Origin of the sequence: Pseudonocardia sp. ICBG1034, assembly GCF_020131375.1 — a bacterium.
In the GTDB taxonomy this organism is placed as follows: Bacteria; Actinomycetota; Actinomycetes; order Mycobacteriales; family Pseudonocardiaceae; genus Pseudonocardia; species Pseudonocardia alni.
On sequence record NZ_JAHLEK010000023.1, the window covers coordinates 134,226 to 151,832 of the forward strand.

Genomic DNA, 17,607 nt, shown 5'->3' on the forward strand with positions numbered 1-17,607 from the left:
TCCACCGGCTGTGGGGGCGGCGACCACCCCCCGGGCCCGCGTACGGTGGACGCCATGAGCGACGTCCCCTTCGGCTTCGGCCCCGCCGACCGTGACCGCGACCGCGAGCCCGGCGACCAGCCCGACTCGGGTTCCGGCGACGCCTCCGGCAAGGACGGGGGCACGTCGGGCAAGGACGGGAAGGGCGAGCCCGAGGGCCCGAAGGACCCGTTCGGCTTCGGGTCGCATCCCCGGTCCGACGACCCGTCGGATGCCTCCGGCGGCGCGGGCCAGAACCCGTTCGCGGCGTTCGGCATGGGCGGGATCCCCGGCATGCCGGGTATGCCCGGCGGGGGCCAGTTCGACATGAGCCAGCTCGGGCAGATGCTGTCCCAGCTCGGCCAGATGCTCTCCAGCAGCGGCTCCTCCGACGGCGGTCCCGTCGACTACGACCTCGCCGCCCGGATCGCCACCCAGCAGCTCGCGCAGTCGACGTCGTCGCTCACCGACGCCCAGCGCAACGGGGTCGCCGAGGCCGTGAAGCTCGCGGAGCTGTGGCTCGACCCGGCGACGTCGTTCCCCTCCTCCGGCGGCGAGGTGAAGGCCTGGACGCCGTCGGACTGGGTGCGGGCCGGCATGCCGACCTGGAAGCGGCTCTGCGACCCGGTGGCGACGCGGCTGTCCTCGGCCTGGGTCGAGGGCCTGCCCGAGGAGGTCCGCGGCGCGGCGGGCCCGATGCTGGGGATGCTCGGCAAGATGGGCGGGATGGCGTTCGGCAGCCAGCTCGGCCAGGGCCTGGCGCAGCTCGGCAAGGAGGTGCTGACCTCCACCGAGCTCGGCATCCCGGTCGGCCCGGAGCGCACCTCCGCACTGCTGCCCGAGGCCGTCGCCCGGTTCACCGAGGGCCTGGACCGCCCGGCCGGTGAGGTCACGCTGTTCCTCGCCGCGCGCGAGGCCGCCCACCAGCGGCTGTTCACCCACGTGCACTGGCTGCGCGAGCGGCTGCTCGGCGCCGTCGAGGAGTACGCCCGCGGCATCACCGTGGACACCTCGCGGATCGAGGAGCTCGCCCGCGGGATCGACCCGTCGAACCCGGAGTCGATCCAGGAGGCCATGCAGTCCGGCATGTTCGAGCCGGAGGACACACCGCAGCAGAAGGCGGCGCTGGCCCGGCTGGAGACCCTGCTGGCCCTGATCGAGGGCTGGGTGGACACCGTCGTCGCCGAGGCGCTGACCGAGCGGCTGCCCGGGGCCGAGGCGATGCGCGAGACGATGCGCCGCCGCCGCGCCTCGGGCGGGCCCGCGGAGCAGGCGTTCGCGACGATCGTCGGGCTGGAGCTGCGGCCGCGGAAGCTGCGGGCCGCGGCGGACCTGTGGAAGCTGCTGGGCGCCGAGCGCGGCGTCGAGGGCCGCGACGCGGTCTGGGCGCACCCGGACCTGATCCCGTCGGCCGAGGACCTGGACGACCCGGCCGCCTTCGTGCGCGGCGGCGCGACCGGCGGGGCCGTCCCGGACGACCCGATCGCCGAGCTGGAGCGCCAGATGGCCGCCGACGCGGAGAAGAGGAAGGCCGAGTCGTCCGGGGCCCCGGAGGAGCCCGGGACCTCGGAGAAGTCCTCCGCGGAGGACACCGACGGCGAGGACGGGACGGACCGGAAGGACTCCTGAGCCCGGCTCAGGTCCCGGTCGCGCGGGCCGGCTCCCTCCCGGGGCCGGTCCTGCCGAACCCGCCGACCTCACCGTCGGCGTCGGCGACCCCGTCGGGCTCGTCGGCGGTGGCCGGGTCGCCGTCGACACCGGTGATGCCGAGCTCCGCGGCCGCGTTGAGGCCCTCCAGGTAGCCGATGGCCCGCTCGGTGCGCGGATAGCGGCGTACCCAGGACCAGAAGACGTCGTCGTGCGCGGCGGACAGCAGGTGGGCCAGCTCGTGCACCAGCACGTAGTCGACGACCCAGCCCGGCGCGTCCCGCAGACGCTCGCTGATCCGGATCGTGGCGTCGTCGGGGGTGCAGGACGCCCAGCGGGTGCGCATCGTCGGCACCCACCGGATCGACGACGGCCGCGCGCGCCCCTCCAGCCAGCGCTTCGACAGCTCCAGGCCGCGGCGCATCAGGGCCTCGTCGTTGTTGCGGCCAGGTGATCGGCGGCGGGCCTCGCTCGCCTCGACGCGCCGCACCATCTCCGCGACCCAGTCGCGTTCCTGTTCGGCGGACATCCAGCCCGGGATGAACACGACGAGCCGTTCCCCCTCCCGCCGGGCACTGACCATGCGCTTCCGGCGGGCGCTGCGTCGGACCTCTACCGGGGGACTCGCCATGCCTCCAGGGTAGGCCGCCCCGGTTCGCGGATGCGAACGGCGCGGACGCGTTCCGGCCCCGTCGCCGCACGGAGCGGGCACCGTGGCGCCGGTGACCGGACTGCCCGCACGGCTCGCGCTCGCCGCCCACCTCGCCGTCCTCCCGGCCGGGCCACGGGCCCGCCGGATCGGGTCCGGCCCACCACGGGCCCGACTGTTGGAGGAGCTGTCCCCCGCCGCCGTCGACGCGCTGGACCGGCTCGCCGACGGCCCGTGCCCGACCGGTGCGCTCACCCGGGGCGAGGACGAGGTCGCGGTGCTGCTCGCCGTCCTGTGGCGGGCGGGGCTGCTCGCCGACCCGGACGTCGTGGACCGGGTCCGGCGGCGCCGGGAGGGCACGCTCGTCGAGGTCCGCGGCGACGGCGCGCTCGCCGTGGCGGTCGTCGCCGGGCTGGCCCGGGCCGGGATCGGACAGCTGTACCCGCAGGTCGGCGGGGTGACGGGCGCCGACGACGTGCTGGCCGGGCTGCCGGTGGGGCCGGGCCGGGACCGCGGGGAGGAGCTGCGCTCGTTCCTGCGCGACGCCGGTGTCGACACCGATCCGCCCCGGCGGGTGCCCGCGGACCTGGTGGTGCTCGCCGGCGACGGGCAGGTGCCGCCGGAGGCTCCCTCGGAGCACCTGTTCGTGGCCCTGCGCGACGGCCGCGGCGTGGTGGGGCCGCTCGTCCTGCCGGGCCGGGGGCCGTGTCCCGGTTGTGCGGGGGCGCCCGGCGCGGCCGGCGGGCCGTCGTCGGCGGCACCGCACGTGCTGGTCGCGACGGCGGCGGTGGCGGTCGGCCAGGTGCTCGCCGCCGTCGACGGACCGGTGCGCGGCGGCCGGCCGCCCGCGTCGTGGGGTGCGGCGCTGGAGGTCGATACGGACACGGCGACGGTCGTCACCCGTCCGGGGTTCCGCCGACCCGGTTGTTCCTGCGGCACAGCGGCTGCGGCGGTACCGGACAGCGCACCGGGGCCCACCGCGGCGTGCGGGACTCCCCCGGCCGGGTGGACAATCACGGTGTGAGCGACATTCCCCGAAGAACCGCCTCGCGCACCGCCAAGCTCGCCGGCCTCCCGCTCGGCGTCGCCGGACGTGCCGCAGCAGGGTTCGGGCGCCGTCTCACGGGTGGTGACCGCGACGAGATCGCGGCCCAGCTCGCGGCCAAGAGCGCCGAGCAGCTGTTCGAGGTGCTCGGCGAGCTCAAGGGCGGCGCGATGAAGTTCGGGCAGGCGCTCAGCGTGTTCGAGGCGGCCGTGCCCGACGAGTACGCGGAGCCCTACCGCGAGGCGCTCACCAAGTTGCAGTCCGCGGCGCCGCCGATGCCCATGGCCGACGTCGACTACATGCTCACCCAGCAGTTCGGGCGGTCCTGGCGGTCCCGGTTCGCCGACTTCGACGAGACGCCCGCCGCCTCGGCCAGCATCGGCCAGGTGCACCGCGCGGTCTGGAAGCGCGACGGCCGCGAGGTCGCGGTCAAGGTGCAGTACCCCGGCGCCGAGGAGGCGCTGCGCTCGGACCTGCGTCAGCTCGGGCGGATGAGCCGCATCCTGCAGCCGCTGGTCCCCGGCATGGAGATCAAGCCGCTGGTCGCGGAGCTCAAGGACCGCATGGAGGAGGAGCTCGACTACCGCGACGAGGCCGCGTACCAGCGCGAGTTCGCCGCGTTCTACGAGGACGACCCGGACGTGAAGATCCCCCGCGTGGTCGGGTCCGCGCCCAAGGCCGTCATCACCGAGTGGGTACAGGGCCGCCCGCTGGCCTCGATCATCCGCGACGGCACCCGCGAGGAGCGCGACCACGCGGGCAACCAGCTGGCCCGCTTCCACTACTCGGCGCCGGACCGCGCGCACCTGCTGCACGCCGACCCGCACCCCGGCAACTTCGGGATCCTCGACGACGGCCGTCTGCTCGTCCTCGACTTCGGTGCCGTCGCCCGGATGCCCGACGGCATGCCCCCTGAGCTGGTCACGATGACCAAGTACGCGCTCGAGGGACGCAGCGGCGACCTGATGGCCCTGATGCGCTCGGCCGGGTTCGTCCGCGACGGCGCCCGGATCGAGTCCGAGCAGATCCTCGGCTACCTCGCACCCTTCACCGAGCCGCTGGGGTCCGAGGAGTTCCACTTCAGCCGCCGATGGATCCAGAAGCAGGCCGAGCGGGTCGGTGATCTGCGCAGCCCGGACGCGGCGATCGGCCGGTCGCTGAACCTGCCCCCGCGGTTCCTGCTGGTGCACAGGGTGACGATGGGGACCGTCGGCATCCTGTGCCAGCTCGACTCCCACGTGCGGCTGCGGGAGATCGTCGCCGAGTGGCAGCCGGAGATGTTCGAGCCGGACGCCCCGACCGGCTGACCCCTCCCCTCCGGTACTCCGGTCCTGCGGGACGGGGGTGTCCTGTCGTCGCTTTGCTCTGCTCACCGATACGCAGCAGCGCAGGTCGGCGCCACTGGCGGAGCCTTCGGGGGCATCGTGGGGAGGTGCCGCCCCGACGATTCGGCGCAGGCTGGAGCCGGCGCGCCCGGCCCGCCACGACGGGCCCGTCGACGAGCACGATCCGCGCCGCCGACGGCTCGGTGCCGGCGTCGAGGAACACCCGGCACCCGGCGACGACGGCCGGCAGCCCGACCGCGCCGTACCCGTTGCGGGGGAACGGGCGCGCTGCCTCGTCCAGCACCGCCTGCCGGATCCGCTCGCGCTGTTCGGGCCGAACTCCCGTGCCACCTCTCCGTTTGACGTACTGATGGTACGTCGATAGATTTCACATACCGAGAGTATGTGTATAGGAGGGTGCCGTGCTCCACAGCTGCTACCCGGTCCTCGCGACGGCCGACGTCCCGGCCGCCCGCGCGTTCTGGACCGGCCTGATGCGATTCGAGATCGTCTTCGACACCGACTGGTACGTCAGCCTCCGTCGCGGACGCTTCGAGCTCGCCGTCCTCGACCGGGACCATCCGACGATCCCGACGGCGTACCGCGGCCGGTCCGCCGCCGGGACGCTGGTGAACCTCGAGGTCGACGACGTCGACGCCGAGTGGGACCGTCTCGTCGTCCGCGGCGGGCTGGAGGCGCTGCTCCAGGTACGCGACGAGGACTTCGGGCAGCGGCACTTCGTCGTCGCCGGGCCGGACGGGGTGCTGGTCGACGTGATCACCGAGATCGCGCCATCGGCGGAGTTCGCCGACGTCTTCACCGGGTCGTCGGCACCCTGACCTGGGGTGCTGCGTATCGGTGAGCAGAGCAAAGCGACGAGCAGGCCCCCTCCCGCCGGCGGACCGGCAGGTCCCGGACACGACGGTGCCCCGCCCGGACGCGGGTCCGGACGGGGCACCGATCACTGCGGTCGGCGGCGGGATCAGCCGGCGCGCAGCCGCGCCCGCTCGGCGCGGGAGGCGGCCCAGGCCGCGATCCGGGACCAGCCGCGGCCCGCGGTGAGCCGGCGTGCGAGCCGGTGCTCGGCCGCCGCCCGTTGGGCCTCCTGCTGATGGGATCTCGCCAGCGCTTCCTGGATGAGCGTCATCACGTTCTCCTGGTTCACGAGGTGGGACGAACGGTCGGTGCGGGGAATCGGTCGCGCGGCCGGTGCCGGCTTCAGGTCGTTCATGTCTCGGTCTCCTCGGGTCTGGTGGGTCGGCGGCGCCGCGGTGCGCGTCGCGCCGGTACGGCTGTGGTCAGCGGCTGGCGGCCAGGGCCAGGGCCCGGTCGCGCTCCAGGTCGGCCTTGCGGGGGCGCCCCCTCGGGCGCTTGCGCGGGATCACCCGACCGTGGTCGAAGATCTCGCCTCCCCACACACCCCACGGCTCGGCGCGCTCCAGCGCGCCGTCCAGGCAGGCCTGCCGGAGCGGGCAGCTGCCGCAGCGGGACTTCGCCTCCTCCAGCTCGGCCGGGGCCTCGGCGAACCACAGGTCGGCGTCGCCGTTGCGGCAGGGCAGGGCCGAGCCCACGCTCGGCACGGACCGCAGCCGCACCTCGTCGGGTCCGGCGCCGCCGCCGGACTGCTCGGTGATCATTCCGCCGTCACACGGAACGGATCGCACGTACACGATCGACCTCCTCGATCGAACTTCATCTGCAACTGGTCAGACCGGTCCGGTCGGGACCTGTCATCTCTCGGGACGGAATCGGGGACAAAAAAATCGGGGCCGCGGAACCCGTGTGCGTGGGTTCCGCGGCCCCGATGGGACTCGCTGGGTGCTGAGGGTCAGGTACCCCCTCGGCGCCCGGGAACGAACGCAGCTGTGCACTTGTCATCGAAGATCGGGCCGGTGACCGCGACCGGCATGCCGCCCAGCGGGTACACCCCACCCGTGGCGCGGAGCGTCGACGGCGCGAGCAGCGCCACCCCCTGGTGGCGACGGCGGACGCCGGACACCGCGATGCCCGCGTGAGCGACGTCGCGCGCGACGACGGTCCGCTCCGGGACGCACACCGGGGCCGGGACGGACAGGGTGGTGCCAATCAGGCCGGTCGTGTCGATCGTGCCCATCTCGTCACCTCCTCCGGTTCCGTCCGCGGTCTCCCGCGCGACGCGTCTGTGTCGGGAGCATGGCGCTCCACCTGGTGCCGACGACAGTAGAAGTGCTGCGCACGGCACTGCAACCGATTATTCGAAGTCTCGCCGGAAGTTCACGCCGATCCCTACCGAAGAGGGGGTCGTGAGCTCTCGGCGGCATGCTCGGCGAGCACCCGCAGCACGTCGTCGCCGTAGCGGTCCAGCTTGGCCGCGCCGATCCCCGGGATGCCCACCAGCGCCGACGGTCCGGCGGGCCGTTGCTCCGCGATCGCGGTGAGCGTGGCGTCGGTGAGCACGACGAAGCCGGGCACGTCCTGCGCCTTCGCCGCCGCCGACCGCCACTGCTTCAGCCGGTCCAGCAGCTCCAGGTCCACATCGGACGGGCAGTCGTCGCAGCGCAGGAGCTTGGTGGCGGTGGTCCCGAACAGCGGGGTCCCGCAGACGCGGCACTTGGGCCGGGCTCCCCCGGGCCGGCGCTCTCCGGCCACCCGGGACGCCGGGTGCGAGTCCGGGATCAGTCCGTACAGGAACCGCGAGCGGCGTCGCTTCGGCCCGCGCCCGGAGGCCCGGGACAGCGACCACGACATCGACAGCACCCGCCGGGCGCGGGTGACGCCGACGTAGAACAGCCTGCGTTCCTCCTCGACGGCGGCCTCGTCGTCGCCGGCGTGGCCGATGGGGAGGGTGCCGTCGGCGAGTCCGACGAGGAACACCGCGTCCCACTCCAGGCCCTTCGCGGCGTGCAGCGACGCCAGCGTGACGCCGTTGACGACGGGCGCCTGCGCGTGGTCGGCGCGGGTCTCCAGCTCCCCGCACAACCGGCGCAGGTCGGCCTGCGGCTCGACCGCGGCCAGCTCCTCGGCGACGCCGACCAGCGCCAGCAGCGACTCCCACTGCGCGCGCAGCGTCGCACCCTTCGGCGGCTCGTCGGTCAGCCCGGCGCGGGCGGTGAGCACCGCGCGGGTGACGTCGACGAGGTCGGTGCCCGGCCGCTGGTCCGGCGCCGCGGTCCGCAGCGCGAGCATCGCCCGGCGGATCTCGGGCCGGTTGAAGAACCGCTCGCCGCCGCGGATCTGGTACGGCACGCCGGCGTCGGACAGGGCCTGCTCGAACGCCTCGGACTGGGCGTTGATCCGGAACAGCACCGCGATCTCCGACGGCTCGGTGCCGTCGTTGATCAGGGTCAGGATCCGGCCCGCGACGGCGGCGGCCTCCCCGGCCTCGTCGTCGTGCTCGGAGAAGTCCGGGTCGGGGCCGGGCGGGAGCTGCCCGATGAGCTGCAGCCGGGACCCGGCGGGCCGGTTGCGGGCGGCGCCGATCAGCTGGTTCGCGCAGCCGACGATCTGCGGGGTGGAGCGGTAGTCGCGCTGCAGGCGCACGACCGCGGCGTCGGGGAAGCGGCGCGGGAACTCCAGCAGGTACCGGGGGGAGGCGCCGGCGAAGGTGTAGATCGTCTGGTTGGCGTCGCCGACGACGGTGAGATCGTCGCGGTCGCCGAGCCAGGCGTCGAGCAGGCGCTGCTGCAGCGGGGTGACGTCCTGGTACTCGTCGACGACGAAGCACCGGTAACGGGACCGGAACTCCTCGGCGACGCCGCCGTGCTCCTCCAGCGCGATCGCGGTGTGCAGGAGCAGGTCGTCGAAGTCGAGCTGCTCGCTCGCGTTCTTCAGCTCCTCGTACGCGGCGTAGACGGCGGCGACCTGCTCGGCCGGGCCGGGGGTGTCGCGGCGACGGCGGGCGACCTCGGCCGCGTAGTCCGACGGGGCGACCAGGGTCGACTTCGCCCACTCGATCTCGGAGGCGAGGTCGCGCAGCGCGTCGGAGTCGGTGCCGGCCCGGGCGCGGGCGGCCGCCTGGCCGACGAGCCGCAGCTTGCCGTCGAGCAGCGGCCACGGGCTGCCGCCGACCATCTGCGGCCAGAAGTAGCGCAGCTGACGCAGCGCCGCGGCGTGGAAGGTGCGGGCCTGCACCCCGGAGGCGTCGAGCGCGCGCAGCCGGGTGCGCAGCTCCCCCGCGGCCCGGGCGGTGAAGGTGACGGCGAGGACCTGGGTGGCGGCGACGTGGCCCGAGGTCACCAGGTGGGCGATCCGCCGGGTGATCGTGCGGGTCTTGCCGGTGCCCGCCCCCGCGAGGACGCAGACCGGGCCGCGCGGCGCGTGCACCGCGGCCCGCTGCTCGGGGTCCAGACCGTCCGCGCCGATCGGGGCCGCCGGGTCCGGCACGGCGCGGGTCGCACGGGCGGGGCGGGCGGTGGATCGGGACGGCACCCACCCATCCTGACACCCGCCCCCGACGGTCACGGGCCGCCCGTCCCGCCCGTCCGGGTGCCGGGCAGCTCACAGCGGGGCGGGAAGAATCCCGCGGGCGGGCCCGTTGCACACGGTATGGCGGACCTGACGATGTACACGACCAGCTGGTGCGGCTTCTGCCGTCGTCTCAAGCTGCAGCTCGACCAGGCCGGCATCGGCTACCGCGAGATCGACATCGAGCGTGAGCCGGACGCCGTGGCGTTCGTCGAGAAGGCCAACGGCGGCAACCGCACGGTGCCGACCGTCGTCTTCCCGGACGAGTCGGTCGCGACGAACCCCAGCTTCTCCGAGGTGAAGACCCGGCTCGGGGTCTGACACCTGCCCCTAATCTCCCACCACGGAGCGCGGCGGCCCGCCACCGGTACCTCACCGGGGGCGGGCCGCCGCTTCGTCTGCGGGGTCAGCCCCCGGCGGCGGCCCAGGACTCCAGCATGGTGCGTGCGATCGAGACCTTCCCCGGCAGCATGACCACCGGTCCGTCGGCGGGGTCGGGCTCGTCCCGGGTGCCCCAGTCGCCGCGGGCCAGTGCCGACCGCAGCGTGTCCCGGGTGATCCACAGGGCGTCGGCGATCTCGCCGTCCTGTGGCGTCAGCGGGACCTCCGGGTCCCCGATCGCGTGGAAGCCGACCATCAGCGACCGCGGGAACGGCCACGCCTGGCTGCCGAGGTACCGCACGTCGGACACGGCGATGCCGACCTCCTCGGAGATCTCGCGGTGCACGCACGCCTCCAGCGACTCGCCGGACTCGACGAACCCGGCGAGCACCGAGTAGCGCCCGGCAGGCCACACCGGCTGGCGGGCGAGCAGGACGCGGTCCGCGCCGTCGTGCACCAGGCAGATGATCGCCGGGTCGGTGCGCGGGTACTCCTCGTGGCCGTTGTCGCAGACCCGGGCCCAGCCCGCGTTGTGCGGGCGGGTGCGGGTGCCGTCGATCGCGCAGAACCGGGACCGGTCGTGCCAGTTCAGCGTGGCGACCGCGCCGGTGAGCAGCCCGGACCCGAGGGGGTCGAGGAACGCGCCCGCGGCGCGCAGGTCCGCCCACTCCCCCTCGCCGGTGAAGATGTCGCTGTCGGCGGTGCGTTCGGTCCCGACGCGCACCGCCCAGTACGGGACGCCCTCGCGCTCGCCGAGCAGCACGGCCTCGGCCGGCGGCTCCGCGGCGACGTCGGTGCCCGCGCGGGTCCGGACGTGCCCGCCACGGCCTGCCGCGTCGTCCCAGGCGGCGGCGTCGACCTCGCGGAACTCGCGGCCCGGTTCGACCTCCCAGTCCACCGGGGTGCGTCCGGACTCGTCGACGACGACCACGCGCGCCTTCGCCCACGTGTCGCGCACGTAGGCCGGGTCCAGGCGGCGGTTCTCGTCGCGGGAGAGCGCGTTGCGCGACAGCACCGGCTCCTCGGTCAGGGAGAAGTCCCCGGGGCTCATCGCCCGCCTCCGCGGACCACGCCGCCGAGCGCGGCGAGCGGTGGCCCGACCACGTCGGCGTCACCGACGACCACCCCGGTGAACCGGGTCGGCGCGAACAGCGCGGTGGCGGCCGCGGCGACCTCGTCGACGGTGACCGCCTCCAGCCGGCGCGGCCGGTCCCGGAGCCAGTCGACGTCGAGCCCGGCGGCGTGCAGCGCGGACAGGGTGCCGGCCAGCGCGGACTGGCTGTCCAGCGAGATCAGCAGCGAACCGATCGCGTAGCGACGGGCCGAGGTGACCTCCTGCTCGGTCGGCGGGACCGCCACCATGCGGCCGAGCTCGTAGCGGGTCTCGAGCAGGGCGGCGGCCGTGACGTCGGAGGCGACGTCGGCGTCGAGACCGAGCACCGCGCCACCGGGCACGAACTCCTGCCCGGAGTGCGCGCCGTAGGTGTAGCCCTTGTCCTCGCGGATGTTCTCCATCCAGCGCGAGGAGAAGTAGCCACCGAACACGAGGTTCGCGAGCTGGAACGCGGTGTAGCGCTCGTCGGTGCGGTCCAGGCCGGGCGCGGTGAGACGCAGCTGGGACTGCACGGAGCCGGGCCGGTGGACCAGCTCCAGGTCGCCGGCCTGCGGCACCGGCGGGGTGGACAGCCACCGGGCGGGGTGGTCGCCGGTCCACCCCCCGAGCCGGCGGGCGACCTCGGCGATCGCGGCCTCGGGGTCGATGTCGCCGACGAGGACCAGGCTCGCCCCGTCCGGGACGACGACGTCGGCGTGCAGCTCCCGCACCCGCTCCGGGGTGACCGCGGCGACGGCCTCGGCGGTCGGCATCTCCGAGACGATGGGGTGGTCGCCGAAGCGGCGGCGCATCAGCGCCTCGCGGGCGACGGTGCGCGGCTGCGCGCGGGCGACGGCGATCCGCTCGGCCAGCCGGGACCGCTCGCGGGCGACCTCGGCGTCGGGGTGGGTGGCGGCGGTGAGGACGTCGGCGAGGACGTCGAGGACCGTCGGCAGACCGGTGGCCAGCGCGGAGCCGCCCGCCTGCAGGTACTCCGGGTCGACGGCGACGCCGAGCTCCCCGCCGACCGAGGCCAGCGCGTCGTCGATGCCGATCCGGTCGCGGCCCGCGGTGCCGGTCAGGATGGTCTCGGCGAGCACCTCGGTGCCCGCGGTGCGGGCGGCGTCGGCGACCGGCTCCGGCGAGGCGGCCGGGATACGCAGGACGGTCTCGACCAGCGGGACCCCGGGTCGGCGCGCGGCCAGGACGGTCAGCCCGTTCGGCAGGGTCTCGGTGAGCACGTCCGGCAGCGGCACCTCCTTGGTGCGGCCGAGCGCGGGCAGCGGGCGGGGGCCGCGCTCGGTGCGGCCGATCTCCTCCGCGCTGCGGTGTGTGCGGGCGGCGCTCACGCGGAGCCCCCTTCGGTGTGGTTCACGGTGCCGGGACGGGTCGGGGCGCTCACGCGTCGCCGTCCCCGGTCGGTTCGGCGGCCGGCTCGACCAGCAGGACGGCCCGCCCGGCCGAACGCAGCCGGGCGGCTGCGGCGGCGACGTCGGCGCCGGTCAGGGCGGCCAGCCTGCCGGGGAGCTCGACGGCGAGCTCGGCGCGGCCGTAGAGCAGCTCGCGGGCGCCGAGCCCGAGCATCCGGTACATGACGCGGTCGTCCTCGCGGTGCAGGGCGGCGACCCAGCGGGCGGTCTGGCGCTCCAGCTCCTCGGTGCCGGGGCCCTGCTCGGCGAGGCGGTCCAGCTCCTCGTCGACCGCGGCGGTGACCCGGTCCGCGGACACCTCGGCGGGGTGCACCGCGGTGATCGTGAAGGTGTCGGGGTCGCGGGCGTCGAACGGGCCGCCCATCAGGCCGTTGGACGCCGAGACGTCGGTGACCAGGCCCGCTCCCTCGGCGCCGCCGTGGACCAGGCGGCGCTGCAGCCTCGAGGCCTCGCCGTCGGCCAGGACGGTGGCGAGCATGGCGTGGGCCAGGTAGGCGTCGGGCTCGGCGGCCGGGTCGGGGACGCGGTAGCCGAGCGCCAGCGCGGGCAGCGGGGCGTGGGCGTCGGCCACGGTCTGCCGCCGCTCCGCGCCGGGGGCGGGCTCGGCGAACGACGGCCGCTGCGGGACGGGCCGGGCGGGGATGTCCCCGAAGTGCCGCTCGACCAGGGCGAGGGTGCCGTCGACGCCGTGCTCGGACAGGTCACCGTGCACGGTGACCAGCGCGTTGCCCGGCGCGTAGAAGGTGTCGAAGAACGCGGCCGCGTCGTCCAGGCTCGCCTGCTCCAGCTCGGAGAAGTCGCCGTAGCCGTTGTGCGCGTTCGGGAAGGTGTCGTAGAGGACCGGCGGCAGCAGGATCCACGGGAACCCGCCGTAGGGGCGGTTGTGGACGTTGAGCCGGATCTCCTCCTTCACGACGTCGACCTGGTTGCGCAGGTTCTCGACGGTGAGCTTCGGGGCGCGCAACCGGTCGGACTCCAGGAACAGCGCCCGCTCCAGCGCCGCACCGGGCAGCACCTGGAAGTAGTCGGTGTAGTCCTGGTGGGTCGAGCCGTTGAAGATCCCGCCCGCGGACTGGACCTGCCGGAAGTGCTCCAGCTTCTCCAGGCTCTCGCTGCCCTGGAACATCAGGTGCTCGAACAGGTGCGCGAAGCCGGTGCGGCCCTCCGGCTCGGAACGGAAGCCCACGTCGACGTGCACCGAGACCCCGACCACCGGGGTGGCCGGGTCCGGGACGACGAGCACGCGCAGCCCGTTGGCCAGCGTGGCCCGGTGCAGCTCGAGAGCGGATTTGTCGGCGATCACGGACACGGGAGCGAGGCTATCCCCCACCCCCGGCAACCTGCCCGGTCAGGCGTGCTCGGGCGGCAGGATCACGAACTGGCGCAGCCCCAGGTCGCGGTAGGTCACCGGGCCGCGGGGACCGGGGGTGTGATCGACGTTGATGCCGGTCTCGGGCAGGCCCAGCAGCTTGTAGCCGTCGAGCAGCCGCGACGGCGCGTTCCAGAACACCCCGGTACCGGTGTAGCGGTCGATGAAACGGTGTGCGACCTGCTCGTCGGCGGCGCAGATCGTCGCGGCCAGGCCGGAGGTCTCCCGGGCGGCGGTGTCGGCGGCGTCGTCGGGGCCGTCGACGACGGCGACCGTCACGTGCGCCTCGGCGCCGGAGTCCAGTGCCCACTCGTGACCGAGCGGGTGGTCGTGCGGGGGCAGCGACAGCGCGATGCCGCGGGCGTCGAGGGCGGCCTTCGCGACCGGCAGCAGGGTGTCGTAGGCGGGCCGGTCGACGAGCAGCAGGTTCAGCCGGTTGCAGACGCCGAGCCGGTCGGTCGAGTCGGTGACCAGGCGCGTGACGTCGGCCTCGGTGGCGCTGGCGTCGAGGTAGAGGACGCCGCCGCCGTCGGCGTGGGCGAGCACCCGGGTGCCCGCGGTCGCGCCGAGCACGGACAGCTTGCGGGTGACGTCCCCGGACCCGCGGACGACGACCAGCGGCACCAGGTCGGGCAACCCGACGAGGGCCTCGGCGCCGGCGTGGCCGGGCAGCGGGACGAGCTGGACGGCGGCCTCGGGGAGCCCGGCGTCGGCCAGTGCGGGGCGCAGCACCTGCTCGACGAGCGCGGTGGCGCTGCCGAGCGCGGCGGACCCGGTGCGCAGGACCGCGGCGCTGCGGGCCTTGAGGACCTGCGAGGCGACGTCGACGGTCACGTTCGGCCGGGCCTCGAACACCGCGCCGATGACGCCGACCGGGATGCGCCGCTCGAACACCCGCTCGCCGGTCTCCAGCGTGCGGACCGGCCACTCGGTGGGCGGCTCGGGGGTCGCGGCGAGCACCTCGAGCTGGGTGGCGATCCCGGCCAGCCGCTCGGGGTCCAGGCGCAGCCGGTCGAGAAGGCCCGCCGCCATGCCGTTCCGCTCGGCGGCGGCGACGTCGGCGGCGTTGACGTCGAGCAGCTCGTGCGCCCGGTCCCGGATCAGCGAGGCGGCGGCGCGCAGGGCGTCGTCGATCCGGCCCTCGCCCGCGGCGCGGACGGCCGGGGCGGCGGCCCGGGCGCGCTGCGCGGCCTCACGGACGGCGGCGAACTCGGGCGCCTCGGTCGTCTCCTGCGGGGTGGTCACGGTGCTGCTCACGCAGGTCAGGGTAGGCGGTCGCCGTCGCGGGCCCGACCGGGTATCCGGCGAGGGCGGATCAGGACGCAGCGGTCGGCACTGCGTAGACGACGATGTTCGACTCGTAGCTCCCCGCCGCCGGGTCGAACACCCCACCGCAGGTGACGAGGACGAGCTGCGGGTCGCCGTCGCGGCGGAACACCTCGCGGGGCAGGTCGTGCTTGCCGTACTCGCGACGCGCGACGACCCGGTAGACCGCGGTGCGGCCGTCGGCGTCACGGACGACGACCGGCTCGCCCGCGACGAGCTGCGGCAGCACGGACAGGAACCCGATGCCCTGGGTGCGCGAGTCGACGTGACCGGCGATCACGGCGCTCCCGGACGCGCCGCCCGGGAGGACACCGGGGGCCCACCAGCCGACCGTACGCACCCGGTCGGGGACGACCATCCCGCCGTTCGGGGCGGTGCCGACCGCGTCGACAGGGGCGGACAGGCCGCGGGCGGGGAGCTCCAGGACGGCCGGGACGACCGGCTGAGACACGGTGCCGGGCTCGGGCGCGGGGAGCGGGTAGACGGCCGAGACCGTCCACGGTTCGCGTGGCGCGATGGGTGCCGGGCCGGTGGAGCGGGGCGGGGGACCGGTGCGGTCGCCGGGACCGGGGAGCGGGCCCACCGGAAGCGCGTCGGCCGCCGGCGGCGCGGCGGCCGCAGCCGAGGGCGGGGCGAGCACGGGTGGAGCGGCAGGCGCCACTGGGAGCGCGGCAGGTGCGGGCGGCGCGGCAGGCGCAGCCGGACCGACGGGCTCGGGCCGGGCGGCGGGCGCCGCAGCCGCACCGGAGGGCCTCGGAGCGGGCTCCCCCGGCAGCGCCGCGGCGTCGGGCGCCCCGACCGGCGGAGCCGGGTCGGGCGGCGCCAGGACCGGCAGCGCCCGGGCCACCGGCACCGCACGCGTCGCGGCGGAGGCGGTTCCCGCGGGCACGGCGCCGAGGTCGCTCGCCTCGACGCGGGCGTCGTCACCGAGTGCGAGACCGGCGCCGGCGCCCAGCAGGGCGGCGCCGAGGAGCAGCAGCGCGGCCGCTCCCCGTACGCCCCCGGCCGGGCGCCGGCGCCGCGGTGTCACGCGCGGGCGCGACGCAGCCGGACGGCACCGGCGAGGAGCAGCAGCAGCCCGGCACCGCCGAGTGCGACGGGCAGCGCGGCGTCGGACGCCGATGCGGCCTGGCCACCGGTGCCGGCGTCGACGGCGGGCGCACCGGAGCCGCCCCGGCCCGCGGCGTCACCGGAACCGGAGGCCGAGCCGGTGCCGGTGCCGGTGCCGTTGCCGGTGCCCGCACCGGGCGCGGTCCCGTCGCCGGACCCGGCGGCGTTCCCGTCGGTGCCGTTACCGGGGTCGTCCGTGCCGGAGCCCGGGGTCGTGGCCCCGGCCTCGGCCGCGGCCTGGTCCAGCTTGGTCGTCAGCTCACCCAGGTTCGTGAGCTGCGCGCGGGCCTGGTCGAGCTGCTCCGGCGGCAGGCCGGGCACGTTCAGCAGCTGCTGGGCCTGGTCGCTGAGCTGTCCGACCTGCTCCTGCGCGGCCTGCAGCCAGCCCTGGTCGAACTGCTCGCCGGTGCGGGCCTTGAGGTCGTCGACCTGGGACTGGATCTCCGGGGAGACCTGGTCGGGCAGCGAGACGCCGATCGACGACGCCAGCCCCCGCAGCTTCTCGTTGATCTGCTGGCCCTCGCCCTGCACCTGCGGCGCGAGCTCCTTGACCTTGTCCCCGACGCCCTGCTCCAGACCGATGCCGCCGAGCGCGGCGAGGCCGAGGGCCTTCTGGTGGGCGTCGCCGAAGGCCTGGCGCGGGTCGCCGACGCCCGGGACCTGCGGGAGGTTGTCGGGCAGGTTCGGCACCTGCGGCGTCTCGCCACCGCAGGCGGTCAGCCCCACGAGTGCGGCCGCGGCGACGGCGGCACCGACGGTGCGGCTGATCCGGCGCGGGTGGTTCGTGGTCGTCGTCATGCGAGTCATCCCCCGGAGGTAGCGGTGTACGCCTGATGGGCTATCGACTTACTCCGAACGTTGCAACTCGAACCACACGACAGGTCCCACCCGGGCGGCGAATGGTTATCGCCGACGGCTGAGCGGTGCCGGGGCCGACGGCGGCGGGACGACCGGGCCGACGTCGCCGTCGGGTGCCTCGTCGAGGTCCAGGACGACCGGGGCGTGGTCGCTGGGGAGCTTCCCCTTGCGTGCCTTGCGGTCCACCCACACCGCCGCGCGACGGTCGGCCGGGCCCGACCCGGCCAGCACCAGGTCGATCCGCATCCCCTGGTCCTGGTGGAACCGGCCGGCCCGGTAGTCCCAGTAGCTGAACACGCGTTCGTCGGGCCAGCGCTCGCGCAGGACGTCCCGCAGCCCGGTCCCGAGCAGCGCGGCGAGCGCGGCCCGCTCGTCGGGGGTGACGTGGGTGGCGCCGTCGAACAGGGAACGGTCCCAGACGTCGTCGTCGGTGGGGGCGATGTTCACGTCCCCGGCCACCACGGTCGACGCGGGGTCGCCCGTCGCGACCAGCTCGCGCAGCGCACCGAGCCAGCGCAGCTTGTAGGCGTAGTGCGGGTCCTCCGGGCTGCGGCCGTTGGGCACGTACACCGAGGTGACCCGCAGCCCGCCGCAGGTCGCGGTGACGGCGCGCGCGTCCGGGACCGCCAGCCCGCCCTCGGTGAAGACGGGCTCGTCGGGCAGGCCGCGCACGACGTCGTCCAGACCCACCCGCGACAGCAGGGCGACGCCGTTCCACCGGCCCTGGCCGTGGTGCGCGCTCGCGTAGCCGCGCTCGGCCAGGGCCTCGTCGAAGGCCGCGGCGAAGTCGTCGTCGGAGAGCTTGGTCTCCTGGAGGCAGACGACGTCGGGTTCCCGCTCGTCGAGCCACGGCAGCAGCCGCGGCAGCCGGGACTTCGCGGAGTTCACGTTCCAGGTGGCCAGACGCACGCCC

Annotated in this window: 17 protein-coding genes and 1 pseudogene; 5 read left to right on the forward strand and 13 right to left on the reverse strand. The window is 75.3% G+C overall.

Going from position 1 to position 17,607, the window contains the following annotated elements:
• Positions 1-54 precede the first annotated feature (54 nt).
• Positions 55-1,647: a zinc-dependent metalloprotease gene (locus tag KPF22_RS24840; protein WP_208819937.1), complete on the forward strand. Its 1,593-nt coding sequence runs from the start codon at positions 55-57 to the stop codon at positions 1,645-1,647.
• Positions 1,648-1,654: 7 nt separating this feature from the next.
• Here the strand turns inward: KPF22_RS24840 and KPF22_RS24845 are convergent, their stop codons facing one another.
• The gene (locus KPF22_RS24845; RefSeq protein ID WP_224403437.1) at positions 1,655-2,296 is read right to left on the reverse strand and encodes a M48 family metallopeptidase; all 642 of its coding nucleotides are present in this window, start codon (positions 2,294-2,296) and stop codon (positions 1,655-1,657) included.
• A gap of 91 nt (positions 2,297-2,387) precedes the next feature.
• Here KPF22_RS24845 and KPF22_RS24850 point away from each other — a divergent pair, with 91 nt between their 5' ends.
• Both KPF22_RS24850 and KPF22_RS24855 read left to right on the forward strand, forming a co-directional pair.
• Positions 2,388-3,338, forward strand: coding sequence for a hypothetical protein (locus KPF22_RS24850; RefSeq protein WP_224403438.1), 951 nt, complete (start codon positions 2,388-2,390; stop codon positions 3,336-3,338).
• A complete protein-coding gene (locus KPF22_RS24855) occupies positions 3,335-4,666 on the forward strand; it encodes an AarF/ABC1/UbiB kinase family protein (protein ID WP_208819940.1) in 1,332 nt (443 codons plus the stop codon). Before KPF22_RS24850 ends, KPF22_RS24855 begins: the two co-directional genes overlap by 4 nt.
• Positions 4,667-4,838: 172 nt before the next feature.
• Here the strand turns inward: KPF22_RS24855 and KPF22_RS33735 are convergent.
• Positions 4,839-4,988 (reverse strand): annotated as a pseudogene (locus tag KPF22_RS33735) (hypothetical protein); the annotation flags it as partial.
• A gap of 118 nt (positions 4,989-5,106) precedes the next feature.
• Between KPF22_RS33735 and KPF22_RS24860 the strand changes: the two are divergent.
• The gene (locus KPF22_RS24860) at positions 5,107-5,523 is read left to right on the forward strand and encodes a VOC family protein (protein ID WP_224403439.1); all 417 of its coding nucleotides are present in this window, start codon (positions 5,107-5,109) and stop codon (positions 5,521-5,523) included.
• A gap of 143 nt (positions 5,524-5,666) precedes the next feature.
• Here KPF22_RS24860 and KPF22_RS24865 read toward each other — a convergent pair whose 3' ends face one another.
• The 4 genes from KPF22_RS24865 to KPF22_RS24880 form a co-directional block, all read right to left on the reverse strand.
• Positions 5,667-5,915 (reverse strand): hypothetical protein, encoded by a 249-nt coding sequence (locus tag KPF22_RS24865; protein WP_062400576.1) that lies wholly within the window; start codon positions 5,913-5,915, stop codon positions 5,667-5,669.
• A 67-nt stretch (positions 5,916-5,982) separates the two neighbouring features.
• Positions 5,983-6,321 (reverse strand): WhiB family transcriptional regulator, encoded by a 339-nt coding sequence (locus KPF22_RS24870; protein WP_224403440.1) that lies wholly within the window; start codon positions 6,319-6,321, stop codon positions 5,983-5,985.
• A gap of 191 nt (positions 6,322-6,512) precedes the next feature.
• Positions 6,513-6,797 (reverse strand): hypothetical protein, encoded by a 285-nt coding sequence (locus KPF22_RS24875; RefSeq protein ID WP_224403441.1) that lies wholly within the window; start codon positions 6,795-6,797, stop codon positions 6,513-6,515.
• A gap of 152 nt (positions 6,798-6,949) precedes the next feature.
• Entirely contained in the window at positions 6,950-9,046 is a 2,097-nt protein-coding gene (locus KPF22_RS24880) for an ATP-dependent DNA helicase UvrD2 (protein ID WP_307799155.1), read from the reverse strand.
• Positions 9,047-9,223: 177 nt separating this feature from the next.
• Between KPF22_RS24880 and KPF22_RS24885 the strand changes: the two genes are divergently transcribed.
• Complete coding sequence (locus KPF22_RS24885; protein ID WP_280118320.1) at positions 9,224-9,448, forward strand: glutaredoxin domain-containing protein; 225 nt, start codon at positions 9,224-9,226, stop codon at positions 9,446-9,448.
• 85 nt (positions 9,449-9,533) lie between these two features.
• On the opposite strand, the gene nudC is transcribed toward KPF22_RS24885, so the two are convergent.
• From nudC to KPF22_RS24920, 7 genes are all read right to left on the reverse strand, one after another.
• Positions 9,534-10,559, reverse strand: a complete 1,026-nt coding sequence (nudC, locus tag KPF22_RS24890) for an NAD(+) diphosphatase (protein WP_208826149.1) — start codon at positions 10,557-10,559, stop codon at positions 9,534-9,536.
• A complete protein-coding gene (locus KPF22_RS24895; protein ID WP_224403442.1) occupies positions 10,556-11,950 on the reverse strand; it encodes a pitrilysin family protein in 1,395 nt (464 codons plus the stop codon). The genes nudC and KPF22_RS24895 overlap by 4 nt, the downstream gene beginning before the upstream one ends.
• A 49-nt stretch (positions 11,951-11,999) precedes the next feature.
• Complete coding sequence (locus KPF22_RS24900; RefSeq protein ID WP_224403443.1) at positions 12,000-13,340, reverse strand: pitrilysin family protein; 1,341 nt, start codon at positions 13,338-13,340, stop codon at positions 12,000-12,002.
• Between the two features lie 39 nt (positions 13,341-13,379).
• Positions 13,380-14,657 carry an aldehyde dehydrogenase family protein gene (locus tag KPF22_RS24905; protein WP_208826156.1) on the reverse strand — a complete coding sequence of 426 codons (1,278 nt, stop codon included), beginning with the start codon at positions 14,655-14,657 and terminating at the stop codon, positions 13,380-13,382.
• A 58-nt stretch (positions 14,658-14,715) separates the two neighbouring features.
• Entirely contained in the window at positions 14,716-15,756 is a 1,041-nt protein-coding gene (locus KPF22_RS33325) for a class F sortase (protein ID WP_224403444.1), read from the reverse strand.
• Positions 15,753-16,634, reverse strand: a complete 882-nt coding sequence (locus KPF22_RS24915) for a DUF4142 domain-containing protein (protein WP_224403445.1) — start codon at positions 16,632-16,634, stop codon at positions 15,753-15,755. The genes KPF22_RS33325 and KPF22_RS24915 overlap by 4 nt, the downstream gene beginning before the upstream one ends.
• A gap of 105 nt (positions 16,635-16,739) precedes the next feature.
• A complete protein-coding gene (locus KPF22_RS24920; RefSeq protein WP_208826162.1) occupies positions 16,740-17,603 on the reverse strand; it encodes an exodeoxyribonuclease III in 864 nt (287 codons plus the stop codon).
• Between the last annotated feature and the right edge of the window lie 4 nt (positions 17,604-17,607).

What these genes read in the sequence shown, in the direction of transcription:
- KPF22_RS24840 (WP_208819937.1), top strand. Translation starts at nt 55, where the DNA reads ATGAGCGACGTCCCCTTCGGCTTCGGCCCCGCCGACCGTGACCGCGAC.
- KPF22_RS24845 (WP_224403437.1), bottom strand. Translation starts at nt 2,296, where the DNA reads ATGGCGAGTCCCCCGGTAGAGGTCCGACGCAGCGCCCGCCGGAAGCGC.
- KPF22_RS24865 (WP_062400576.1), bottom strand. Translation starts at nt 5,915, where the DNA reads ATGAACGACCTGAAGCCGGCACCGGCCGCGCGACCGATTCCCCGCACC.
- KPF22_RS24870 (WP_224403440.1), bottom strand. Translation starts at nt 6,321, where the DNA reads ATGATCACCGAGCAGTCCGGCGGCGGCGCCGGACCCGACGAGGTGCGG.
- KPF22_RS24875 (WP_224403441.1), bottom strand. Translation starts at nt 6,797, where the DNA reads ATGGGCACGATCGACACGACCGGCCTGATTGGCACCACCCTGTCCGTC.
- KPF22_RS24885 (WP_280118320.1), top strand. Translation starts at nt 9,224, where the DNA reads ATGTACACGACCAGCTGGTGCGGCTTCTGCCGTCGTCTCAAGCTGCAG.
- nudC (WP_208826149.1), bottom strand. Translation starts at nt 10,559, where the DNA reads ATGAGCCCCGGGGACTTCTCCCTGACCGAGGAGCCGGTGCTGTCGCGC.
- KPF22_RS24915 (WP_224403445.1), bottom strand. Translation starts at nt 16,634, where the DNA reads ATGACGACGACCACGAACCACCCGCGCCGGATCAGCCGCACCGTCGGT.